This window comes from Pedobacter sp., assembly GCF_041645105.1.
Classification (GTDB): Bacteria; Bacteroidota; Bacteroidia; order Sphingobacteriales; family Sphingobacteriaceae; genus Pedobacter.
In genome coordinates, this window is record NZ_JBAZQQ010000003.1 from 68,232 (window position 1) to 88,545 (window position 20,314).

Genomic DNA, 20,314 nt, shown 5'->3' on the forward strand with positions numbered 1-20,314 from the left:
GCAACATATTATCCGTCAATGTGACGTATATTAACCAAGTATAATTTAAACCTTTAATAAAGATGATAACAAATACTGAAAAGCAAGTTTACCTGGTGTGCAGTGGAGATCTGCGTTTATCGGCCAACTTAGATTGCTGGGCGGCCCAGCAAGAAATGGAAGAATTATTGGCAAAGGCATTAGCAATACAAGGATGGAAAATTAAAAGAGCCCATGTTTATGATGAAGCTAAAAAACATGGCTTTATAGACTCGCAGCGAATGGGTATTGAAGTATTTAAGAACATACCTGCTGATGTTCCCTTAATTGTAGCTGAAAGTGTTTGGCAATATTCGCACCATGTGCTGGCTGGACTAACCACCCATAAAGGTCCGATTTTAACTGTTGCTAACTGGAGCGGACAATGGCCTGGATTGGTAGGTATGTTAAACCTGAATGGTTCATTAACTAAAGCTGAGGTAGTTTACAGCAGTTTGTGGAGTCAGGACTTTACTGATGAGTTTTTTAATAAAGGTTTAGCAGAATGGTTATCTACAGGTACAATTAAACACAATACCAGTCATGTAAAGGATTTTAAATCTGTTACTCTTCCTTCAGCTGATGAAGAAAAAGGAAGAAATTTTGGCCGCACTTTAAAAACGAATAAAGCCATAATGGGAGTGTTTGATGAAGGTTGCATGGGAATGTTTAATGCAATTGTTCCAGATGATTTACTACATAGCACAGGGATATTTAAAGAACGCTTAAGTCAGTCTGCATTATATGCAAAAATGCTTACAGTAACCGATGCTGAGGCAGAAGGAGTACTAGACTGGTTATTGGCTAAAGGAATGAAGTTTAAATGGGGTACTGATAGTTTAAAAGAACTTACCAAAGAACAAACATTGAATCAGTGTAAGATGTACATTGCTGCAATGCGTATATCCGACGATTTTGGATGTGATACTATTGGTATTCAGTATCAGCAAGGTTTGAAGGACTTAACTGCAACAAGTGATTTAGCTGAAGGTTTGTTAAATAACGAGGATCGTCCGCCTGTATTCTCTGAATCAGGTAAAGAACTTTATCCAAATCAAGCTTTACCACATTTTAATGAGGTAGATGAATGTGCTGGAATTGATGCTTTAGTGACTTACCATTTATGGAAGGAACTTGGAATGCCAGGAGAGAATACATTACATGATATCAGATGGGGCGAACATTATACTGGTAATGGAATTGATGACTATGTATGGTTATTCCTGATTTCAGGTGCTGCACCTCCTGCACATTTTATTGATGGATATGCTGGCGCAAGCAGTGAAAGACAACCGCCAATGTTTTTCCATCTTGGTGGAGGAAGTCTTAAAGGAATCAGCAAGCCAGGAAGCCTCGTTTGGAGTCGTATTTATGTGATGAATGACGAACTGCATTGTGACCTGGGTGTTGGAGAAGCTGTATTTCTTCCAAATGAAGAAACAGAAAGACGCTGGAAAAATACAACTCCACAATGGCCAATTATGCATGCTACGCTAAGTGGGGTATCACGTGATCAGATGATGGCACGTCATCAGTCTAACCATATTCAAGTGGTTTATGCTACAGATAAGGCGACTGCAAATCAGGCTTGTCGTATTAAAGCAGCTGCTTTCGAAGAGATGGGTATACAAGTTCATTTTTGTGGAGACGTAGATACTGAAGGAAAACAATATGCTTAAACCACAATATGTAATTGGCCTGGACTATGGGACAGATTCTGCCCGTGCATTGTTAGTTGATGCACATACAGGCAAGGAAATGGCCACAGCTGTCCATTTATATAGTAATTGGAAGGAAGGAAAATACTGCGATACTAAAGTATCGCAGTTCCGTCAACATCCTAAGGATTATATTGAAGCCATGGAGGTCACTATAAAAGTAGTGCTTGCCATGGTTGATCCTGAAGTCCGGGAAAATATTAAAGGGATTTCTATTGATACCACAGGTTCTACACCAGTTGCAGTTGATGAACAAGGAACACCATTAGCTTTATTGCCTCAGTTTGCAGAGAACCCAAATGCAATGTTTGTTTTGTGGAAGGATCATACGGCAAATGCTGAAGCACAGGAAATAAATGCGTTGGCTAAAAGATGGGAAATTGACTTTACAAAATATTCTGGTGGAGCATATTCTTCAGAATGGTTCTGGTCAAAAATGCTTCACATCCTTAGAACTGATGAGCAAGTAGCAGAACACGCATATTCATGGGTTGAGCATTGCGATTGGATGCCGGCATTGTTGACAGGGAATACTGATCCGTTGACATTGAAGCGCAGTCGTTGTGCAGCTGGCCACAAAGCTATGTGGCATGAAGACTTTGAAGGATTACCTTCACAGGAATTTTTAACAGCATTAGATCCTAAATTAAATGGAATCCGTAATCGCCTGTATGCAGAAACATATACCTCTGATGAAAGTGCTGGTGTAATTTCTGCTGAATGGGCAGATAGGTTAGGTTTACCTGCCGATGTAGTGATTGGTGTTGGAGCACTGGATGCTCATTTTGGAGCGGTAGGAGCGGCCATTCAGCCTTTTAGTCTCGTGAAAGTAATGGGAACATCAACTTGTGATATGCTTACTGTTCCTGCTGACAGTTTTGATGGTAGTTTGATAAAAGGAATATGTGGACAGGTTAATGGATCAATTGTACCGGGGATGATCGGTATGGAAGCTGGGCAATCTGCATTTGGCGACTACTATTTCTGGTTTCAACAGGTGCTTGCATTTCCTATAAGGGAATTGACCGCTGGTATATTATCTGCTGCAGAAATAGACCAGATAATTGAAAAAATACTTCCTGCATTAACCGAAAAGGCCAGAGAACTACCAGTAACTGAAACTGACGTAGTTGCATTAGACTGGATCAATGGTCGTCGTACCCCTGATGCAAACCAACAGTTAAAGTCTGCAATTATGGGGCTTGGACTGGGTACAGATGCAGCTGCTTTGTTTAAAGCTTTTGTAGAAGCCACAGCCTTTGGTTCAAAAGCAATCGTAAAACGATTTGAAGTAGAAAATATTCCAATAAACGAAGTTATTGCCATTGGTGGAATTGCAAAAAAATCAAGTTATATTATGCAAACCCTTGCAGATGTGTTAAATGTAAAGATCGCTGTTGCAACCAGTGAGCAGGTGTGTGCATTGGGAGCAGCAATGTTTGCAGCTACAGTTAGTGGAATACATGCAGATATTGGCACTGCACAAAAAATGATGAACAGTGGTTTCGATAAAACATATTATCCAGATAAAGATCGTGTAATAGTTTATGAGAAACTGTACGAGAAATACGAAAAACTAGGTAATCTGATCGAAAACTTTGCCTTAACAGAGGAAGTTTTTGGATAATAATTGTTGTAGGATATCAATGTATAGTTATTGATAAGATAATATATATATTAGAAAAAATCTATAACATGATGAAGACCCTATTCGGATACTTTTGTGTAAATAACAACCTTGCTAAGGTGTATTCCTGGCGAACCAAATACTAAATCTTTTAAACGAATGAAAAACCTTCCAATATTGGACCTAGCTATTATACTTGCCTATCTGGTGGCAATGGTAATGGTAGGTGTTTACTTTTCTCGCAGGAATAAAAATTCTGATCAATATTCCAAAGCCTCCGGTTCTATACCTGGATGGGCTATTGGGCTCTCTATTTACGCTACTTTTTTAAGTAGCAATACTTTTTTGGGTGTGCCAGGTAAAGCTTTTGGTTCCAATTGGAATGCATTTGTATTTAGTTTGTCGATGCCTCTTGCGGCATGGGTTGCCGCAAAATATTTTGTTCCATTTTACCGGGCTACCGGAGAAGTTTCGGCTTACACCAATCTGGAAAAACGTTTCGGTCCATGGGCACGTACTTATGCTGTCGTTTGTTTTCTGTTTACTCAGCTGGCACGTATGGGATCCATATTTTTTGGTATTTCCTTAACACTACAAGCTTTAACGGGCTATAGTATGGAAATGATTATGATTGTAACAGGTATTTGTATCATCATTTACACCGTAATGGGTGGTATTGAAGCTGTTATCTGGACAGAAGTAGTACAAGGTGTTTTAAAAACTTTAGGGGCTATTCTCATTATATATCTGGTAGTTTCCAATATGCCAGGGGGAGTCTCAAAAATCATTGAAATTGGTAAGGCTGATAACAAATTTAGTCTGGGAAGTTTTAATCTTGATTTTACACAGGCAACTTTTTGGGTCGTGATGTTATATGGGTTTTTTATCAACCTCAATAACTTTGGTATGGATCAGAACTATGTACAACGTTACCATACAGCTTCATCAGCAAAAGAAGCTTCAAAATCTGTATGGCTTTGTGTATGGATCTATGTACCTGCATCTTTGTTATTCTTTGTTATCGGAACTTGTCTATATGCCTATTATCAGATCAATCCTGAAATGATAGAGCCTATTAAATTGCAAGTTGCAGCAGAACGTTTAGGTGCTGGTGTATCTGCGATAGATATCCAGAATTTGGCTGCAACGCTTCAACCGGCAGATTATGGAGATAAGGTGATGCCACATTTTATGGTAACAATGATTCCAACTGGATTAATTGGTCTGATTGTTTCAGCTATTCTTTCAGCTGCAATGAGTACCATCAGTTCAGGAATGAATGCTTCGGCTACCGTGTTCTCAGAAGATATTTACAAACGTTATTTTAAACCAAATATTAATGATACACAAAATCTAAGATTGCTACATGTATCCACTGTTATTTTTGGTATAGTAGGTATGGTTTGTGGAATTGCAATGATTGGTGTACAAAGTATTCTGGATATCTGGTGGCAGTTATCTGGTATTTTTGCAGGTGGTATGCTGGGCTTGTTCCTTTTAGGTATTATCAGTAAAAAATCAGGTAATATGGAGGCATTTGCAGCTACAATAATTGGGATATTGGTTATCGTTTGGATGTCGCTTTCTTATTTGATTCCAGAGCAGTACAGTTATCTTAAGAATCCATTACATGCCAATATGATCATTGTGGTGGGTACACTTTCCATCTTCCTGACTGGTGCAATCCTTACAAAGTTTAAAGGAAGTCAGGTAGAAAAAGCTAGCTAAGTTTTTACTCATGCGGACAAAATTATATACCCTGTGCATTGTTTTCGCTATTTGTTTTATCAATAGCTTAAATGGTTTTGCTAAAAATATAGTAAGCTCAGGTGAAGTTGGTATTTCTGATACCATAAGCGTAAAATTATACCCTCAAGGTGTAAAAACTAAGAATGGATTGGAGGGGGTAAAAGAATCGTATGATGGAAGATATATAAGAAATGTATCTGATCCTGAAATACTGGTTTTCCTTCCTGCTAAATCGGAGAGCTTAAAACCAACACAAGCGGTTCTTGTGATTCCTGGTGGATCTTACGGAGTCATTGCGGCATCACATGAAGGATATAAATCAATAGAATGGTTAAACTCAAATGGCATTGCGGGTATATTACTCAAGTACAGACTCCCGAATGGTCATAAGGATATACCATTAGAAGATGCCAGGCAGGCAATGAGGATAATAAGAGAACAATCTGCGAAATGGAACATAAATCCTTCTCAAATAGGAGTAATGGGTTTTTCAGCAGGGGGGCATCTTGCATCATCATTGTTAACCAGATTTAGCGATGCTTTGTCTCAGCCTAATTTTGGCATATTGGGTTATCCGGTTATCGATTTGCAAGGACATATTGGTACTGGGAAAAATTTACTCGGAAAAGATTATTCTGATGGTTACATTAAAGAATATTCAACTAATAATTATATTGGAGATCATACGCCACCAGTATATATAGTTTTAACAGACGATGATAAGATCGTTACCCCATCTCATAGCATTAAATTTTATAACGCTTTGAAAGAGAAAGGTATTCCTGCCGAGATGCATATTTATCCAACGGGTAATCATGGTTGGTGGATGAGGGAGCGGTACCGGTTTGCAGATGATACTTATCCATTACTGATGCGATGGATAAAAGCACAGAAGGTTGATAAATAAATAGTAAATAATTCAACAAAAAAGGCATTGCGTTCTAGCAATGCCTTTTTGTTTTGTAAACATATTCATTCTACTTACCCTGGCTGATGAAAAACTAAATTATTGATAATTTAATACACAAGCTGGAGAAAATGCATCATACGAAATAGATTTTACGGGAATACTTTTGTATAAACACTCATCGCTACTGACCAAACAGGTATGCTTAAGATCTAGTCTTAATGAGCTACGTAAAAATATTTTAAAGATTAAAAAAATCAATAATGAACAAATTAGAAAAAGAATTTATTCCGGTAATGCTTACTCCATTTAAAGATAACGGAGAAGTAGATTTTGACGGATTAACTAAATTATCGGAGTTATATATTGAAGCTGGTGCTAAAGGTTTATTTGCCAATTGTTTATCGAGTGAAATGTTTGAGCTTTCTGAAGCAGAAAGACTTAAAGTAGTTACACATGTAGTAAAAGCAACGCAAGGTGCTGTTCCAGTGGTGGCTACAGGGACTTTTGGTGGGCCTATAGCACAGCAGGCTGATTTTGTAAAACAAATATATGGTTGCGGAGTAGAGGCGGTAATTGGGATTACGGGCCTGCTTGCCGGAGAACATGATGGTGATGAAATTTTTGATGAAAATGTATCTCGTTTATTAGAGCTTACAGAGCAGATTCCGATGGGATTCTATGAATGTCCTGTTCCATACAAGCGCTTAATTTCTCCAGCTCAGTTAGAACGTCTTGTGGCTACAGGAAGGGTTACTTATCATAAAGACACTTGTTTGGATATTGATCAGGTAAAGGCTAAAATTGCTGCTACACAAGGACATAAATTTGGATTATATGATGCTTATATGGCCCATGCGGTAGCCTCTTTAAAAGCAGGTTCAGCTGGTCTTTCTTGTATACAAGGTAACTTCTTCCCTGAATTGATCGTATGGTTATGTAATAACTATGATAATACTGATTTGAAGGAGCAAGTTGATAAAGTACAACAATTCTTTATTGACGAGATGGATGTGATGCATAATGTTTATCCTACTATATCAAAGTATTATCTGCAAAAGAGAGGTCTTAATATCTCTACTTTTACAAGAAGAAACGATATCGGTATTTTTGATGCTAAAATTAAAACAGGTATTGATGCGCTCACAGAAAGATATGATATTTTGAAAAATGAATTAGAAATTAAATTTGAAGTGGTTTAATCTGACCCTCATTTTTGAATTGTCATACAGTAAGGACCGCTATACCAGTGGTCCTTATTTATTTTAAGACAGGTCATAATCTGATGCTAATGTTAGCATAGCTTTATTTAGGCATTACTAGGGGGTTACTAGGGCCTTTCTAGGGCCATTAGCCCTATGAAAGCCCTGGTAATACTTTAGAAAGGATCTGTTAATATTGAGTCAAATCAGTATGCCGATAAAACTTTATACAATAGGTGATGTTACATATGGAGATTGAGTTATTAATTTAAAAATTAACCTTAAGATTTGTAATATATGGGAAAGATACCTAATGGGATACTTGGGAATGTAATCGGGTCAACCGGTAATGTGACTGCTTATATGTTAAATGGTCAAAATGTAACACGGGTTAAAGCGAGGAAAATAAACCACTTTAGTGTAAAGCAATTGGCAAATCAACAGGGAATGCTGGTAGTTAATGAGTTTTTTAGATTTATGGGAGATTTTTTAAAGGTAGGATTTGATTTAGCTGCCAAGGGCACAACCAAAAATTATCATAACATCGCAACATCTTACAACAAGAAAAATGCGCTAAAAGGTGAATATCCAAATATAGAAATGGACTATCCCAAGGTTATATTAAGTACGGGTGATTTACTAGAGGCTCAAAATCCATTAATAGAGGTAGGATCAGCAGGACTGAAGTTTAGTTGGGATCTTCCTAAGGCTAATTCACAAACGGGGCAAGACCAAGCTATGTTATTGGTTTATGGAACAATATCCAGGCAAGTACAGAGCATTCTATATGGACCAAAGAGAATAGAAGGTGAAGCGATCCTTCAACTTAGTTCCAAATTGCAAAAAGAACCTGTTGAGACCTATATTTCTTTTATATCTGCAGATCGACAAAATGTCTCTAATAGCGTTTATACTGGAAGAATAGAGCCGATTTCGCAATGAAATATTAATTGTTAAACAAAATTCTTTACTTTGCGGGTAAGCATTTCAAATACGCAAATTGAAAAATACTACAATAAAAACAATATCAGAAGCAACCCAGGTTTCTTTAACAACAGTATCAAGGGTGCTAAATGGAGTATCAAAAAAGTTTAGGATAAGTGCTGCCACAGAAGCCAGAGTTTTAGAAGCTGCTGAAAGGTTAGGTTATACGCCAAACCAGACTGCAATTAATTTAAGGCTAAATAAAAGCTTTTCTATTGGACTTGTTATTCCTACGCTTGCCAATCCATTTTTTTCCAATATTGCGAGTATTGTAAATCAGGCGCTACATGCTAAAGGATATTCGGTCTTGGTCACTGATTGTGATGAAGAAGAGAAAACTGAAATTGAAGCAGTAAAACAACTTGCTGCCCGTAATATCGACGGAATGATCATTATTCCATCAGGAAAAGATAAAAAACATTTAGAAGTACTGCTTAAACAGGAAATACCTGTAGTTTTTATTGACCGTTATTTTGATGATCTTCCAATTTCTTATGTTTCAACAGATCATTATGAAGGAGCATTTCTAATGGTTAATCATATGATTGCTTCAGGGCATAAGAAAATTGCCTGCATACAAGGTGCTCATCATGTTATGCCTAATAGGGAAAGGGTAAGAGGGTATAGCGAAGCTATGAAAGGTAAAAAGCTGCCGGAGTTTTATATTGGCGGTAGTAGTTTTACATATGAAGACGGTTATCTGGAGACTAAATTACTGATGCAAAAAAAAGATAAACCAACTGCTATCTTTGCTCTTAGTGATACCATCCTTTTAGGCGTGTTAAAAGCATTAGCCGAGGATGGGTACCGTGTTCCTGAAGATATTTCTGTTACAACTTTTGATAATTCCGTATACCTTGATTTTCTAGCCTGTCCGGTTACAAGCATATCGCAGCCAATTGCTGATGTAGCTCATATCGCAATTAGATTGTTATTGAATAAAATAGATCAAAAAAGTAATCAAGTTAAGCCTTCAGGCGAACAGGAAAAAATTCTTATTGTACCATCCATCATCCATCGCAAATCAGTTAAAAACCTTATTTAAGAAAATAGGCCCTGTTGCACAAACGTTAATTCGTTCTAATATTATAACAGGGATAACATATTAGTAGATGTTGAATTATATTCAATACGTCTCATTTGCAGATAGTAATTCTACAAGTGATGTTGTGGGTGTATCATATTTTCATATATGTATATTATATTGTCATCTATTTTTTTTAATTATTTGATATATAATGTTTTAGGTTTAATTGTTTACAAAGCACAATGCACTGCTATTGTAGATGTTTTTTATCTTGTCTAACTTGCACAAACGTTATCGCAACGTGTTAACCAAATATAGAGTTTAATAATGCCACATTATTAGGCCTGAACACCTAAGGTATTTTCAAAGATGAAAAGAGCAATTGTTTTTATTTTTTTTAAGCTAGTACTGATTAATTTAATCAGCGCCCAGATCTTTACAAACTCCTTCTATTCTCAAAATTCAATTCCGCATTTAATTGTTGAAAAATCAACAATTTATACTCCTGATGCATCAAATTGGCATTATACTCACCATCCATCTATAGTTTATTTTAATAATAAGCTTATTTCAATCTTTTCCAGTGGAATTAAAGGTGAGGATGAGGCTGGGCAAAGAGTCATGATTTCTGAGTCAAAAGATCTTAAAACATGGTCAACTCCTACAATATTAAGAAGTTCAAGCTTATCTGAAAATGTACTCACTCCAGGTGGAGTATACGTTATTGATCATAAATTGGTAGCTTATTATACGGAAAACGGCATTGGTCCCAAAAATGCCCGGACCAATGTGAAACTCTATGCTATTAGCTCTTTGGATGGAACAAATTGGTCTGATCCTATTGATTTAGGTATATCGGTGTTCCCATGCCATAGGCCTACCAGACTTTCTTCAGGAAGGTTTATACTAACTGGAAACAGAAGCTTTTATTATACAGATGATGCTTCTGGAACTTCGGGCTGGAAGGCAGCTGTTAAGCCAGCATTTAAGGCTGGTGAAAACGCTACACTCGTTGAAGGTTCTATAATTCAGCATCAAGATAGTGTTTATACGTTGTTTAGAAGTACTGGCACTACGTATGATGGTTTTTTATGGCAGGAATCAAGTAAGGATGGGTCAGTTTGGACTACACCAAAGAAAACCAGGTTTACAGACAACAATACTAAGTCTCACTTAGGAAGATTACCTGATGGAAGGTATTATTACATAGGCACTCCTGATACTTTAAAAGTGAACAGAGGGAAACGTACACCTCTTGTTTTATCCCTTTCTTCTGATGGTTTTAATTTCAATGAGAATTACATTATAGCCAGTGATAACTATACAAAATTGTATACAGGCCGGTACAAAGATGGTCAGTTTGGTTATCCCTATACAATTATACATGACGGTAGCATGTATGTGATTTTGTCCAGACAAAAGGAAAAACTGGAAGTAATAAGATTTAAAATTAACCAATTAAAAGCTGCTGATATGGGTACAAAACGAAAGAAAACCTAGAAGTTCATACTATCCCGCTCTAAACATTAAATAACCAAATAAACCAAATTAACTGATTAAACCATCATAAGCATACAGCTTACAAAAAGCAATGAAAATGCTTATGATAGCTTCAAATCAGATAAAAAACAAATCACATTCCAATGAAAATTAAGAGCATTTTTTTAATGATTTGCTATGCTTTTTTAAGTTTAGCGTTTGCACAGGCACAAACCAAGATAAGTGGAATTGTGTATAGCGATGATAAAGAACCCTTGCCTGGTGTAATTGTGTCGATAAAGAATTCAACTACAAAAGTTTCTACTGATAGATCCGGGAAGTTTATGATTAATACTAAATCAAAAGATGATGTATTGGTTTTCTCGTACATAGGCTTCAAAAGGTTTTCTTTACCAGTTCAGAATAAAACGACAGTTGATGTGGTTTTAGAAAAGGAATTAAATAGTCTGAATGAAGTGGTTGTCATTGGATATGGTGAAGTAAAACAAAAGGACTTAACAGGATCTGTGGGCAAAGTTAATCTGGATGATATTTTAAAAGCACCTGTAGGTCGATTTGATGAAGCTTTAGGTGGACGCGTGGCTGGGGTATCTGTTATATCAAGTGAGGGGATGCCTGGAAGTGAGATGAATATTGTGATCAGAGGAAATAATTCCGTGACGCAACAAAATTCTCCATTATATGTAATCGACGGTTTTCCTTCGGAAGAATCAGCAAGCAATGTACTCAATCCATCGGATATTGAGTCTTATACTATTTTAAAAGATGCATCTGCAACGGCAATTTATGGTGCAAGGGCCGCAAATGGAGTAATTGTTATTACCACGAAGAAGGGTAAGATAGGTGCAGCACGAGTAAGCTATGATGGTAATTATGCAGTTTCTACGATTACCAAGAAGATTCCTTTATTAAATGCATATGAATTTGTTAAACTGCAATCAGAGAACTTTACACCTGCAGATTTTGCCGCAAGGTATTTAGCCGGTAACGAAAAAAGTTTAGAAGATTACAGAAATGTAAGAACTGTGGACTGGCAGGATCTTATTTTCAGAACAGCGGGTACTCAGAACCATAACGTAAATGTTTCCGGAGGTAATCCTCAAACACGCTACAGCGTTAGTTTATCTGCTTATGATCAGGATGGGACTATAAAGAATTCTAATTATAGCAGATACCAGGGTAGAGTAAATCTGAGTCAGAAGATCAGCGAGAAATTCAAATTTGACGTGAATAGTAATTTTGCCAGGTTTACACTAACAGGAGAATCACCGTCACAAGTATTGTATTCAAATAGTGCCAATTTGTTAAGAAATGTATGGAGTTACAGACCTTTGGCGAGTGTAAATAATACTGATTTGATTAACGATCTTATTGACGAATCAATTGCTTCTTCATCAGATTTGAGAATAAACCCCTTGGATATTGTAAACCATGAATACAAAAAGAGATTTAACGATGATATCAGAATAAATTCTAATTTGGAATACTCTATTATACCTGGATTGAGCCTTAAAGTTTCAGGGGGAATTTCAAACCTGGCATCAAGGTATGATCAATTTAACGGTACCCGCACAAGAAGTGGAAATCTATACCGACAGGATGGAGTGAATGCTTCTGTTGAAAACCGCAAAAACTTTAGCTGGCTAAATGAAAATACATTAACCTATAAGGGAGCATTTGATGCAAAAAAAGAACATGCATTTGATTTAATGATAGGAGAGACCTTACAAGGGGGAAAGACAAATTATCTTTACCAGCGTGTAATTGGAATCCCAAATGAAGATCTGGGGATGTCAGGTATGAGCCAGGGACAAACACAAAAAACAAATGCTTTTAATACAGAATGGCGGTTACTTTCCTTCTTGTCTAGATTTAACTATAATTATAAGTCAAAATATTATTTTACTGCTACAGTCAGAGCAGATGGTTCTTCAAAATTTCCTAAAGAAAACAGATGGGGATATTTTCCTTCTTTGGGATTAGGATGGAATATGCATGAAGAATCCTTCCTGAAAAATATTAAGTTCCTGTCTAGTGCAAAACTTAGAGGTAGTTGGGGGCAAACAGGAAATAACCGCATTCCGGATTATTCATATTGGGCACAAATGAGATCTCTGATTTCAAGAGATGGAGATACGTATTCTTCAGAATATGTTTTTAATGATGTGAATTCTACCGGTTATGCAATTACTTCTCCTGGTAATGAGGAGCTTAAATGGGAAACAACTACACAGACTGATATAGGTCTTGATTTAAGTTTTTTTAAGCAAAGAATCTCGTTTACAGCAGATGTTTATAACAAAGTTACCGATGGACTGTTACTTAATGCTAATCTTCCTCCATCTTTTGGATTTAGTTCCTCGTTAATGAATATTGGTAAGGTTAGTAATAAAGGATTAGAGTTGACATTAGAAAGTCAGAATATTAAGACAAAATCTTTTCAATGGAATTCTAGTTTTAACATCTCATTTAATAAGAATGAAGTTCTTGCTTTGTCAAGAAATGAAGAAAGCTTGGTTAGTGTGATCTCTTATTCTAATGCATACATAGCTAGAATTGGTCAACCCTTAGGTACAATGTACGGATATGTATATGAAGGTACATACAAGTATGATGATTTTGATTTAATGCCGGATGGCAAATATGTTTTAAAATCAAATTTACCTAATAATGGAACCGATCGTAATGGTATCCTTCCTGGAGATATCAGATTCAAGGATATGAATGGTGATGGAATAGTGAATAATGCCGATGCAACAGAGATAGGCAGAGGTATTCCTATTCATACCGGCGGTTTTTCTAACAATTTTCAATATAAAGGTTTTGATTTGAACATTTTCTTCCAATGGTCTTATGGAAATAATCTTTACAACTCAGATAAAATGTTTTTTGCCAGAGGTAAGCCTGAAGTTAATTATAACAGGTTTGCTACCTATGCAGATCGCTGGACTCCAGACAATCCTGATAGTAATATTCCTAGAGTTGGTGGTTGGGGAACGGGTGTGTTCTCTTCCTATGAGATAGAAGACGGTTCTTTTTTAAGGTTGAAAACTGTTGCATTAGGATATACATTTTCAAATGCCATAGCTAAAAAGCTGTCTGCACGAAAGATCCGAGTATTTGCATCTGGACAAAACTTAATTACCTGGACAAACTACTCAGGGTATGATCCTGAGGTTTCAACCAAAAACACAGCACTTACACCCGGATTTGACGGTTCGTCATATCCAAGAGCATACGTATTAAATATTGGATTAAACTTTATTTTTTAATCATGAGAAAGTTAAAAAAACTGATAGTGATCATTATTGTTGCATCACTTAGTGCCTGTAATACTTTAGAACTAAAGCCAGAAGGTTTTATTTCGCCGGAAGTATTTTATAAGAATGAGAATGAAGCCTTTATGGCATTAACCGGGGTTTATAATCCGTTAGCTAATGAGTCTTTTTATGGTAGAGACTGGTTCTATGCATTTAATATCCAAGATGATCTGGGATATTATGATCGTAACTATACCAATGAGGAATTGTTCCTTAACAACTATTCTTATACAAATGCGAGAGTTAACAGCCTATGGGCAAATCTGTATACAGGCATAAACCGTGCAAATTCATTCTTAGAAAATATCGATCGCGTATCTTTTAAAGACGATGCTCTAAAAGAAGCTTATCGTGGTGAAGCAATGTTTTTAAGAGCATATTATTACTTCATTCTTTCCAGTATGTGGGGTGATGTACCATTCAGAGATAAATCAGTTCAATCTGTATCTCAGGAATCACAGATTGCAGCAACTTCAACAAGTGATATTTTTAGTTTTGTTGTAAATGAGATGGAAGCTGCTGTACCAAAGGTATATGATACGGATAAGCTTACTGCTGTGGGGCGCATTTCTAAATCTACTGTACAAGGTATTTTGGCCAGGGTTTACTTAAAGATGGGTGGGTATCCATTAAATCTGGGTAAACCTGCTTTTGAAAAGGCATTGTTCTGGGGAAATGAAGTTAAGAAAAGTGCTAAACATAGTTTGAATACAGATTATACAAAGGTTTTCATCAATTATGCTCAGGATGTTACTGATGTAACATTTAGGGAAAGTATCTGGGAAATTGAGTTCAAAGGCAATCGACTTGACGGACATGAAACTGCCGGACTCCTTGGGAGCTATAATGGTATCTACAATAATGATAACATTAGTCAGGATACCCCAGGTTGGTGTTATGGTTATCTGTCTTGTACATTGAAATTAGAAGATTTATATAAGCTACCTGAGGATGCTGTAAGAAAGGCATGGAATGTTGCACCCTATCGCTACAATTATAATGCTACCACTAAAGTCAGGACTAAGACCAACTGGACAACTGCTCAATTGGTATATAGAAATGCTGGGAAATTCAGAAGAGAATACGAACTCGTATCACCTAAGGCTAAAGATTATACACCAATAAATTTCCCTGTTTTGAGATACGCTGATGTGTTATTGATGATTGCAGAAGCTGATAATGAAGTTAATGCAACACCATCAACTTTGGCATATGAATGTTTGAATTTAGTGAGAAAAAGAGCAATGCCTTCAGCTCCTGTGGTTGCAGGATTAACACAAGGAACTTTCAGACAAATGATCAGAGATGAAAGGGCACGTGAGCTTTGTTTTGAAGGAGAAAGAAAAAACGACCTGATTCGCTGGGGGATTTATGTTGAGGCCATGACAAATGGAAGAACTGCAATGGTGGCAGATTCAAGATGGCACGTAAATAAGAAATACGCTTCTGCTATTGCAAATTACACCTCAGAAAGGCATGTCTTATATCCTATACCAAGTTCAGAGTTGGCAACTAATCTTAAAATGAAACAAAGTCCACTTTGGTAATCAATTAAAAAATAGATAATGAAAAACTTTATATATACATTTTTTGCTGCGATTCTCTTTACTTCATGTAATAAGTTTTCAGCTGATGTTGATTTCTCTGTTTCACTTGATCCGGGAAATAACTACGAAGTGAATAAACCAATCACTTTTAATTTCGATGGTAATCCTAACCATTTGACTTTCTACTCTGGCGAATTAGGTAATAATTATGGGGATATAAATAGAAATACAGTTAACAACGAAGGACTAAAAGCATTTATTCAATTTAAGGTAAAAGTAGAAGATGGAGCGGCAGATAATACTTTAATGCTATTGATTTCAGAGAATTTAACAGGTTTAACTACTAAAAGTTATAAGACTGATTCTACAAATATTGTAGATTCTGAATGGGATGATTTAACAACAGAGGCCCTGCTGCCCACTGTCCAAAATGGAGAAAGCAATGTTAATTTGAACATTACTCAGTATTTGTCAAAGCCAGTTTCTATTGCTTTTAAATACGAGGCTGTATCAAATGCGACTAAGAAACAACCAAAATGGACCATCTCTAATTTTCACATTATACTAGAATCTCCAAATGGAGATCAGGTAGAAAGTCTGGATTCTACGAGAAGAGGTTTTGTACCCTTTGATTTCTTAGACAAAACGACTCCGTATACGAATAGAACCACAGAGGGTAGATGGAATGTTTCTTTTCCCCAGACCACTATGGTTTTAGCAAGTACTGCGGCAGGTTTGACAAAACCCGCAAATTTAGATTGGGTAATTTCCAAGCCGGCTATGTTGAATCAAACGAGTCCTGACAGGGGCATTGTTGTTAAAAGTATACAAGAGAGAATACCTTCTTTTAGTTATAAGTTTTCTAAAGCAGGTGATTATGAGGTGGTTTTTGTTGCAAAGAATTCAAATTTTGAAAGTGAAAAAGAAGTCATAAAACGCATTAATGTTAGTATAAAATAATCCGAGCTCATGATCAATAATTTTTGGAAGTTAAAAGTTCTATTGCTTTCCGCAATAGTATACGTAGGTAAGCCTGATGCTGCATTTGCTCAGAATAAGACTATAAACGGCATTGAAATGGTCAATATTCCATCGGGCTTTTTTTATATGGGCTCAAATGGTTTAAAGGAGAATTTTGATGAAAAACCAATTCATAAAGTAAATCTAACTAATGCCTTTAAAGTGTCGGCTACTGAAATTACTAATAAACAGTATGAAGAGTTTGACCCTGGTCATAGAAAGTATAGAGGGAGGAATGGCTTTTCAAATGACGATGATGAAGCTGTTGTTTATGTAAGTTGGGACGATGCTATGGCTTATTGTAAGTGGCTCTCAAAAAAAGAAGGTAAAACATATCGATTACCTACGGAAGCAGAATGGGAATATGCCTGTAGGGCAAATACCTATTCTACATTTTCAAATGGTGATAAACTGCCTGTAAATGTATTAAAATGGCAAGATAAGCCAGAGTCGTTGTCTGTGCAGAAGTTAACTGTTAAAAAGTCTAAACCAAATGGTTTTGGTTTGTACGATATGCATGGTAATGTGGAAGAATGGTGCATGGATTGGTATGGGCCATATAAAAAAGAGTCAATTGAAAATCCGGGAGGCTATGCTTCAGGAAATTATAAAGTTACGAGAGGTGGAAGCCACAATAATTTTATGAATTCATTAAGATCTGCTAACCGTTCAGGATTGATTCCGTCTGACAGAAATTATTTAACTGGATTTAGAATCGTCGAGGTAACATATATTACCAAACAATATTATCCAGAGCAAAATACAGCTCAACTAAATCAACAAAACGTTAGTCAAGCTTCATTTAAATGGGTGCAAAATGATCAGCCAGTATTTTTAGAGCCGATTGAATACATTAAAAGTCCAGATTGTGAGACTCAGCCCAACTTGTATGCTCACAATCATTGCCCTGCTATCACCTGGTGTAAAAATGGAGATTTACTGGCTATTTGGTTCTCTACAGAAAGTGAATTCGGTACTGAAATGGCTATCTGGGCAAGTAGATTAAGAGCCGGTAATAAGGACTGGGACAAGGCCTCTTTATTTTATAAAGTACCTGATAGAAATATGACTGGATCTTCTCTTTTTTATGATAAGGAAAGCGGAACGTTGTTTCACATGAACGGGATGTCTCCATCAGGTTGGTGGAAAAACATAGCTTTGATATTACGTACCTCAAATGATAACGGAGCTACCTGGAGCAAAAGTAATATTATCGCTCCAGAGCATAGCCAAAGACATCAGGTTATTGCTGGAATGTTTAAAAACAAGCAAGGCTGGCTTGTTCAGGCTTGTGATGCTGGACCAGGAATAGCAGATGGTTCAGCTTTGTATATCAGTAAAGATCAGGGTAAAACCTGGAGTGATCCGGCTGACACAAAGGAGATGCCTTTATTTGAAGCAGGTAAAACAGGAGGAAGTATAGCTGGAATACATGCCGGAGTAGTTGAATTGAAAAATGGGGATCTGATGGCTTTGGGAAGGGGCAATGATATAGAGAATACTGATGGCGTAAAAAGAATGCCATTAAGTATTTCGAAAGATGGAGGAAAAACATGGAGCTATCAGGCATCAGAATTTCCCCCAATATCGGGTGGACAACGTTTGGTATTTATGCGTTTAAAAGAGGGACCATTACTAGTGGTATCCTTTTCACACCATCCATTGAGATCTGTAGGAGATAAAGCCGGAATGGTCCTGGGCGAAGAAAAAGTCTACGGGATATTTACAGCAGTCTCTTATGATGAAGGAAAAACCTGGCCCTTAAAAAAACTACTATCCGACGGCCAGCATAGATTTATGGATGGGGGAGCATGGACAGGAAATTTCATCATGGATGAAACCCATTCAGAGCCAAGAGGCTATTTTGCAGGTACACAATCGCCCGACGGAATGATCCACATCATAAGCAGTAAAAATCATTACAGATTTAATCTTAAATGGCTGGAAACGACAAAAAAAATCAACCAATCTAAATAAATATAAATATGTTCATTATTGAAAACTATCCACTCGCTGTTCTCTTTTGTTTCATCACCATGTTATGCTGGGGATCATGGGGAAACACCCAAAAATTAGCTGCAAAAACATGGAGATTTGAACTCTTTTATTGGGACTATGTGATCGGTGTATTATTGTTCTCTTTATTCTCTGCCCTCACATTAGGAAGTTTTGGGAGTCAAGGACGTAGTTTTATTCCCGATTTGATGCAGGCTGATTTCTCAAATGTATCTTCTGCTTTTATAGGAGGTGTAATATTCAATCTTTCTAACATCTTATTGTCGGCTGCTATTGCCATTTCAGGAATGGCTGTTGCTTTTCCTTTGGGCGTTGGCCTTGCCTTAGTATTAGGTGTAGTCATTAATTATATCAGTGTACCTAAGGGTGATCCGGTTGTTTTGTTCGTAGGAGTAGCCTTAATTACTATTGCAATATTACTGAATGCAAAAGCTTACAAAAATATGGGTACCAATAACAGTTCAGCTACTAAAGGGATTATTGTAGCAGTTGTAGCAGGTATTTTAATGTCGGTGTTTTACAGGTTTATTGCAGCATCTATGGACGTTGACAACTTTGCTAGTCCACAGGCCGGAAAAATGACTCCTTATACAGCCGTTTTTATATTCTCCCTGGGGATGTTTGTCAGTAATTTCATAATTAACACTGTTGTAATGAAAAGGCCTTTTGTGGGCTTACCTGTATCTTATAAAGATTATTTCAACGGTAATTTTAAGACTCACTTGATTGGAGTTTTTGGTGGAGCTGTTTGGGGATTAGGCAATTCTCTAAACCTTATTGCGGCTGGTAAGGCAGGTGCTGCTATTTCTTATGGACTTGGACAGGGCGCAACAATGGTTGCGGCGCTTTGGGGCGTATTTATCTGGAAAGAGTTTAAAGGTGGGCCAAAAGTAAATAATACCTACCTCACTATGATGTTTATCCTGTTTTTCATAGGTATAGGCTTAATCATTTATTCAGGATCATAACAATCAATAAATATGAAACTTATAAAATTTACATCACTTTGTTTAATCAGTGTTGTTTGCATTAATGCATTTGGACAAGATCCGGGTCTGAAACAGAAGAAAATTAATAATCATCTGTTATTAGATGGAACTAAAAAACCTGTTGATGGAGGCTGGAATATGATTACACCGGCAAGCCAAAATAAGGGAGAAGTTTCTTTGATAAAAGGTGAAGGAATTAATATCAAATGTCTGGGAGGAGAGGCGCTAACTTTTGCAGTATCTGAAGGCACAGTTCCTGAATTCAAACCTAATAGCGATTATTCAATAGAAATTAAAGCTAAAATAGTTAAGAATGATGGTAGAGGGTTAGATCTCTATATCCGTGATGGTAAAAACGTAAGCCGACTCATTTGTATTACACATAATCGGGTTATTTTAAATGGAGAGAAAGCAGCGTTGGCCACACTAAATGGCAAAGAATTTCATACCTATCGTATCGCGGTTGAGCGAGAAAAGGGTAAGATGCATCTCTATATAGATGGTATTTATAAATCAACGACTGACCTTGTCATACATGGAGGCAAAGCACTGTTTTCTTTTGGAAAAGGAAATGTAAAGTCAGAGACTGAGTTAACTATCAATTATGTAACATATGACCTTACAGGAGCATACGCTCCTAATATTTAGCACAAATTTTAGATACAAATACAAACGCTTAATGCAATTATC

General features: G+C 36.7%; 14 protein-coding genes. All 14 read left to right on the forward strand.

What is annotated here, in order from left to right:
• Positions 1–62 precede the first annotated feature (62 nt).
• The 14 genes from WC623_RS10410 to WC623_RS10475 all read left to right on the forward strand — a co-directional run bounded on the left by WC623_RS10410 (position 63) and on the right by WC623_RS10475 (position 20,272).
• Positions 63–1,697: a fucose isomerase gene (locus tag WC623_RS10410; RefSeq protein WP_372850682.1), complete on the forward strand. Its 1,635-nt coding sequence runs from the start codon at positions 63–65 to the stop codon at positions 1,695–1,697.
• A complete protein-coding gene (locus WC623_RS10415; RefSeq protein ID WP_372850684.1) occupies positions 1,690–3,363 on the forward strand; it encodes a ribulokinase in 1,674 nt (557 codons plus the stop codon). Before WC623_RS10410 ends, WC623_RS10415 begins: the two co-directional genes overlap by 8 nt.
• 159 nt (positions 3,364–3,522) lie before the next feature.
• Positions 3,523–5,091 (forward strand): sodium:solute symporter, encoded by a 1,569-nt coding sequence (locus WC623_RS10420; protein WP_372850686.1) that lies wholly within the window; start codon positions 3,523–3,525, stop codon positions 5,089–5,091.
• 10 nt (positions 5,092–5,101) lie between these two features.
• The gene (locus tag WC623_RS10425) at positions 5,102–6,019 is read left to right on the forward strand and encodes an alpha/beta hydrolase (protein ID WP_372850688.1); all 918 of its coding nucleotides are present in this window, start codon (positions 5,102–5,104) and stop codon (positions 6,017–6,019) included.
• A gap of 263 nt (positions 6,020–6,282) precedes the next feature.
• On the forward strand, positions 6,283–7,221 hold the full coding sequence (locus tag WC623_RS10430) for a dihydrodipicolinate synthase family protein (RefSeq protein ID WP_372850690.1): 939 nt from the start codon (positions 6,283–6,285) through the stop codon (positions 7,219–7,221).
• A gap of 297 nt (positions 7,222–7,518) precedes the next feature.
• The gene (locus WC623_RS10435) at positions 7,519–8,163 is read left to right on the forward strand and encodes a DUF6266 family protein (protein ID WP_372850692.1); all 645 of its coding nucleotides are present in this window, start codon (positions 7,519–7,521) and stop codon (positions 8,161–8,163) included.
• A gap of 58 nt (positions 8,164–8,221) precedes the next feature.
• On the forward strand, positions 8,222–9,250 hold the full coding sequence (locus tag WC623_RS10440) for a LacI family DNA-binding transcriptional regulator (protein ID WP_372850694.1): 1,029 nt from the start codon (positions 8,222–8,224) through the stop codon (positions 9,248–9,250).
• A gap of 351 nt (positions 9,251–9,601) precedes the next feature.
• The gene (locus WC623_RS10445) at positions 9,602–10,732 is read left to right on the forward strand and encodes an exo-alpha-sialidase (RefSeq protein ID WP_372850696.1); all 1,131 of its coding nucleotides are present in this window, start codon (positions 9,602–9,604) and stop codon (positions 10,730–10,732) included.
• A gap of 143 nt (positions 10,733–10,875) precedes the next feature.
• Positions 10,876–14,004 carry a SusC/RagA family TonB-linked outer membrane protein gene (locus WC623_RS10450; protein ID WP_372850698.1) on the forward strand — a complete coding sequence of 1,043 codons (3,129 nt, stop codon included), beginning with the start codon at positions 10,876–10,878 and terminating at the stop codon, positions 14,002–14,004.
• Between the two features lie 2 nt (positions 14,005–14,006).
• Positions 14,007–15,599 carry a RagB/SusD family nutrient uptake outer membrane protein gene (locus WC623_RS10455; RefSeq protein WP_372850700.1) on the forward strand — a complete coding sequence of 531 codons (1,593 nt, stop codon included), beginning with the start codon at positions 14,007–14,009 and terminating at the stop codon, positions 15,597–15,599.
• An 18-nt stretch (positions 15,600–15,617) separates the two neighbouring features.
• Complete coding sequence (locus tag WC623_RS10460) at positions 15,618–16,559, forward strand: DUF5017 domain-containing protein (protein ID WP_372850702.1); 942 nt, start codon at positions 15,618–15,620, stop codon at positions 16,557–16,559.
• 9 nt (positions 16,560–16,568) lie between these two features.
• Positions 16,569–18,596, forward strand: coding sequence for an SUMF1/EgtB/PvdO family nonheme iron enzyme (locus WC623_RS10465; protein ID WP_372850704.1), 2,028 nt, complete (start codon positions 16,569–16,571; stop codon positions 18,594–18,596).
• Positions 18,597–18,604: 8 nt separating this feature from the next.
• Complete coding sequence (locus WC623_RS10470) at positions 18,605–19,603, forward strand: GRP family sugar transporter (RefSeq protein WP_372850706.1); 999 nt, start codon at positions 18,605–18,607, stop codon at positions 19,601–19,603.
• Between the two features lie 12 nt (positions 19,604–19,615).
• On the forward strand, positions 19,616–20,272 hold the full coding sequence (locus WC623_RS10475; protein WP_372850708.1) for a hypothetical protein: 657 nt from the start codon (positions 19,616–19,618) through the stop codon (positions 20,270–20,272).
• The last annotated feature ends 42 nt before the right edge of the window (positions 20,273–20,314 follow it).

Excerpts from the sequence above, each read along its gene's own strand:
- WC623_RS10410 (WP_372850682.1), top strand. The coding sequence starts at position 63 with ATGATAACAAATACTGAAAAGCAAGTTTACCTGGTGTGCAGTGGAGAT.
- WC623_RS10415 (WP_372850684.1), top strand. The coding sequence starts at position 1,690 with ATGCTTAAACCACAATATGTAATTGGCCTGGACTATGGGACAGATTCT.
- WC623_RS10420 (WP_372850686.1), top strand. The coding sequence starts at position 3,523 with ATGAAAAACCTTCCAATATTGGACCTAGCTATTATACTTGCCTATCTG.
- WC623_RS10425 (WP_372850688.1), top strand. The coding sequence starts at position 5,102 with ATGCGGACAAAATTATATACCCTGTGCATTGTTTTCGCTATTTGTTTT.
- WC623_RS10430 (WP_372850690.1), top strand. The coding sequence starts at position 6,283 with ATGAACAAATTAGAAAAAGAATTTATTCCGGTAATGCTTACTCCATTT.
- WC623_RS10435 (WP_372850692.1), top strand. The coding sequence starts at position 7,519 with ATGGGAAAGATACCTAATGGGATACTTGGGAATGTAATCGGGTCAACC.
- WC623_RS10445 (WP_372850696.1), top strand. The coding sequence starts at position 9,602 with ATGAAAAGAGCAATTGTTTTTATTTTTTTTAAGCTAGTACTGATTAAT.
- WC623_RS10450 (WP_372850698.1), top strand. The coding sequence starts at position 10,876 with ATGAAAATTAAGAGCATTTTTTTAATGATTTGCTATGCTTTTTTAAGT.
- WC623_RS10455 (WP_372850700.1), top strand. The coding sequence starts at position 14,007 with ATGAGAAAGTTAAAAAAACTGATAGTGATCATTATTGTTGCATCACTT.
- WC623_RS10460 (WP_372850702.1), top strand. The coding sequence starts at position 15,618 with ATGAAAAACTTTATATATACATTTTTTGCTGCGATTCTCTTTACTTCA.
- WC623_RS10465 (WP_372850704.1), top strand. The coding sequence starts at position 16,569 with ATGATCAATAATTTTTGGAAGTTAAAAGTTCTATTGCTTTCCGCAATA.
- WC623_RS10470 (WP_372850706.1), top strand. The coding sequence starts at position 18,605 with ATGTTCATTATTGAAAACTATCCACTCGCTGTTCTCTTTTGTTTCATC.
- WC623_RS10475 (WP_372850708.1), top strand. The coding sequence starts at position 19,616 with ATGAAACTTATAAAATTTACATCACTTTGTTTAATCAGTGTTGTTTGC.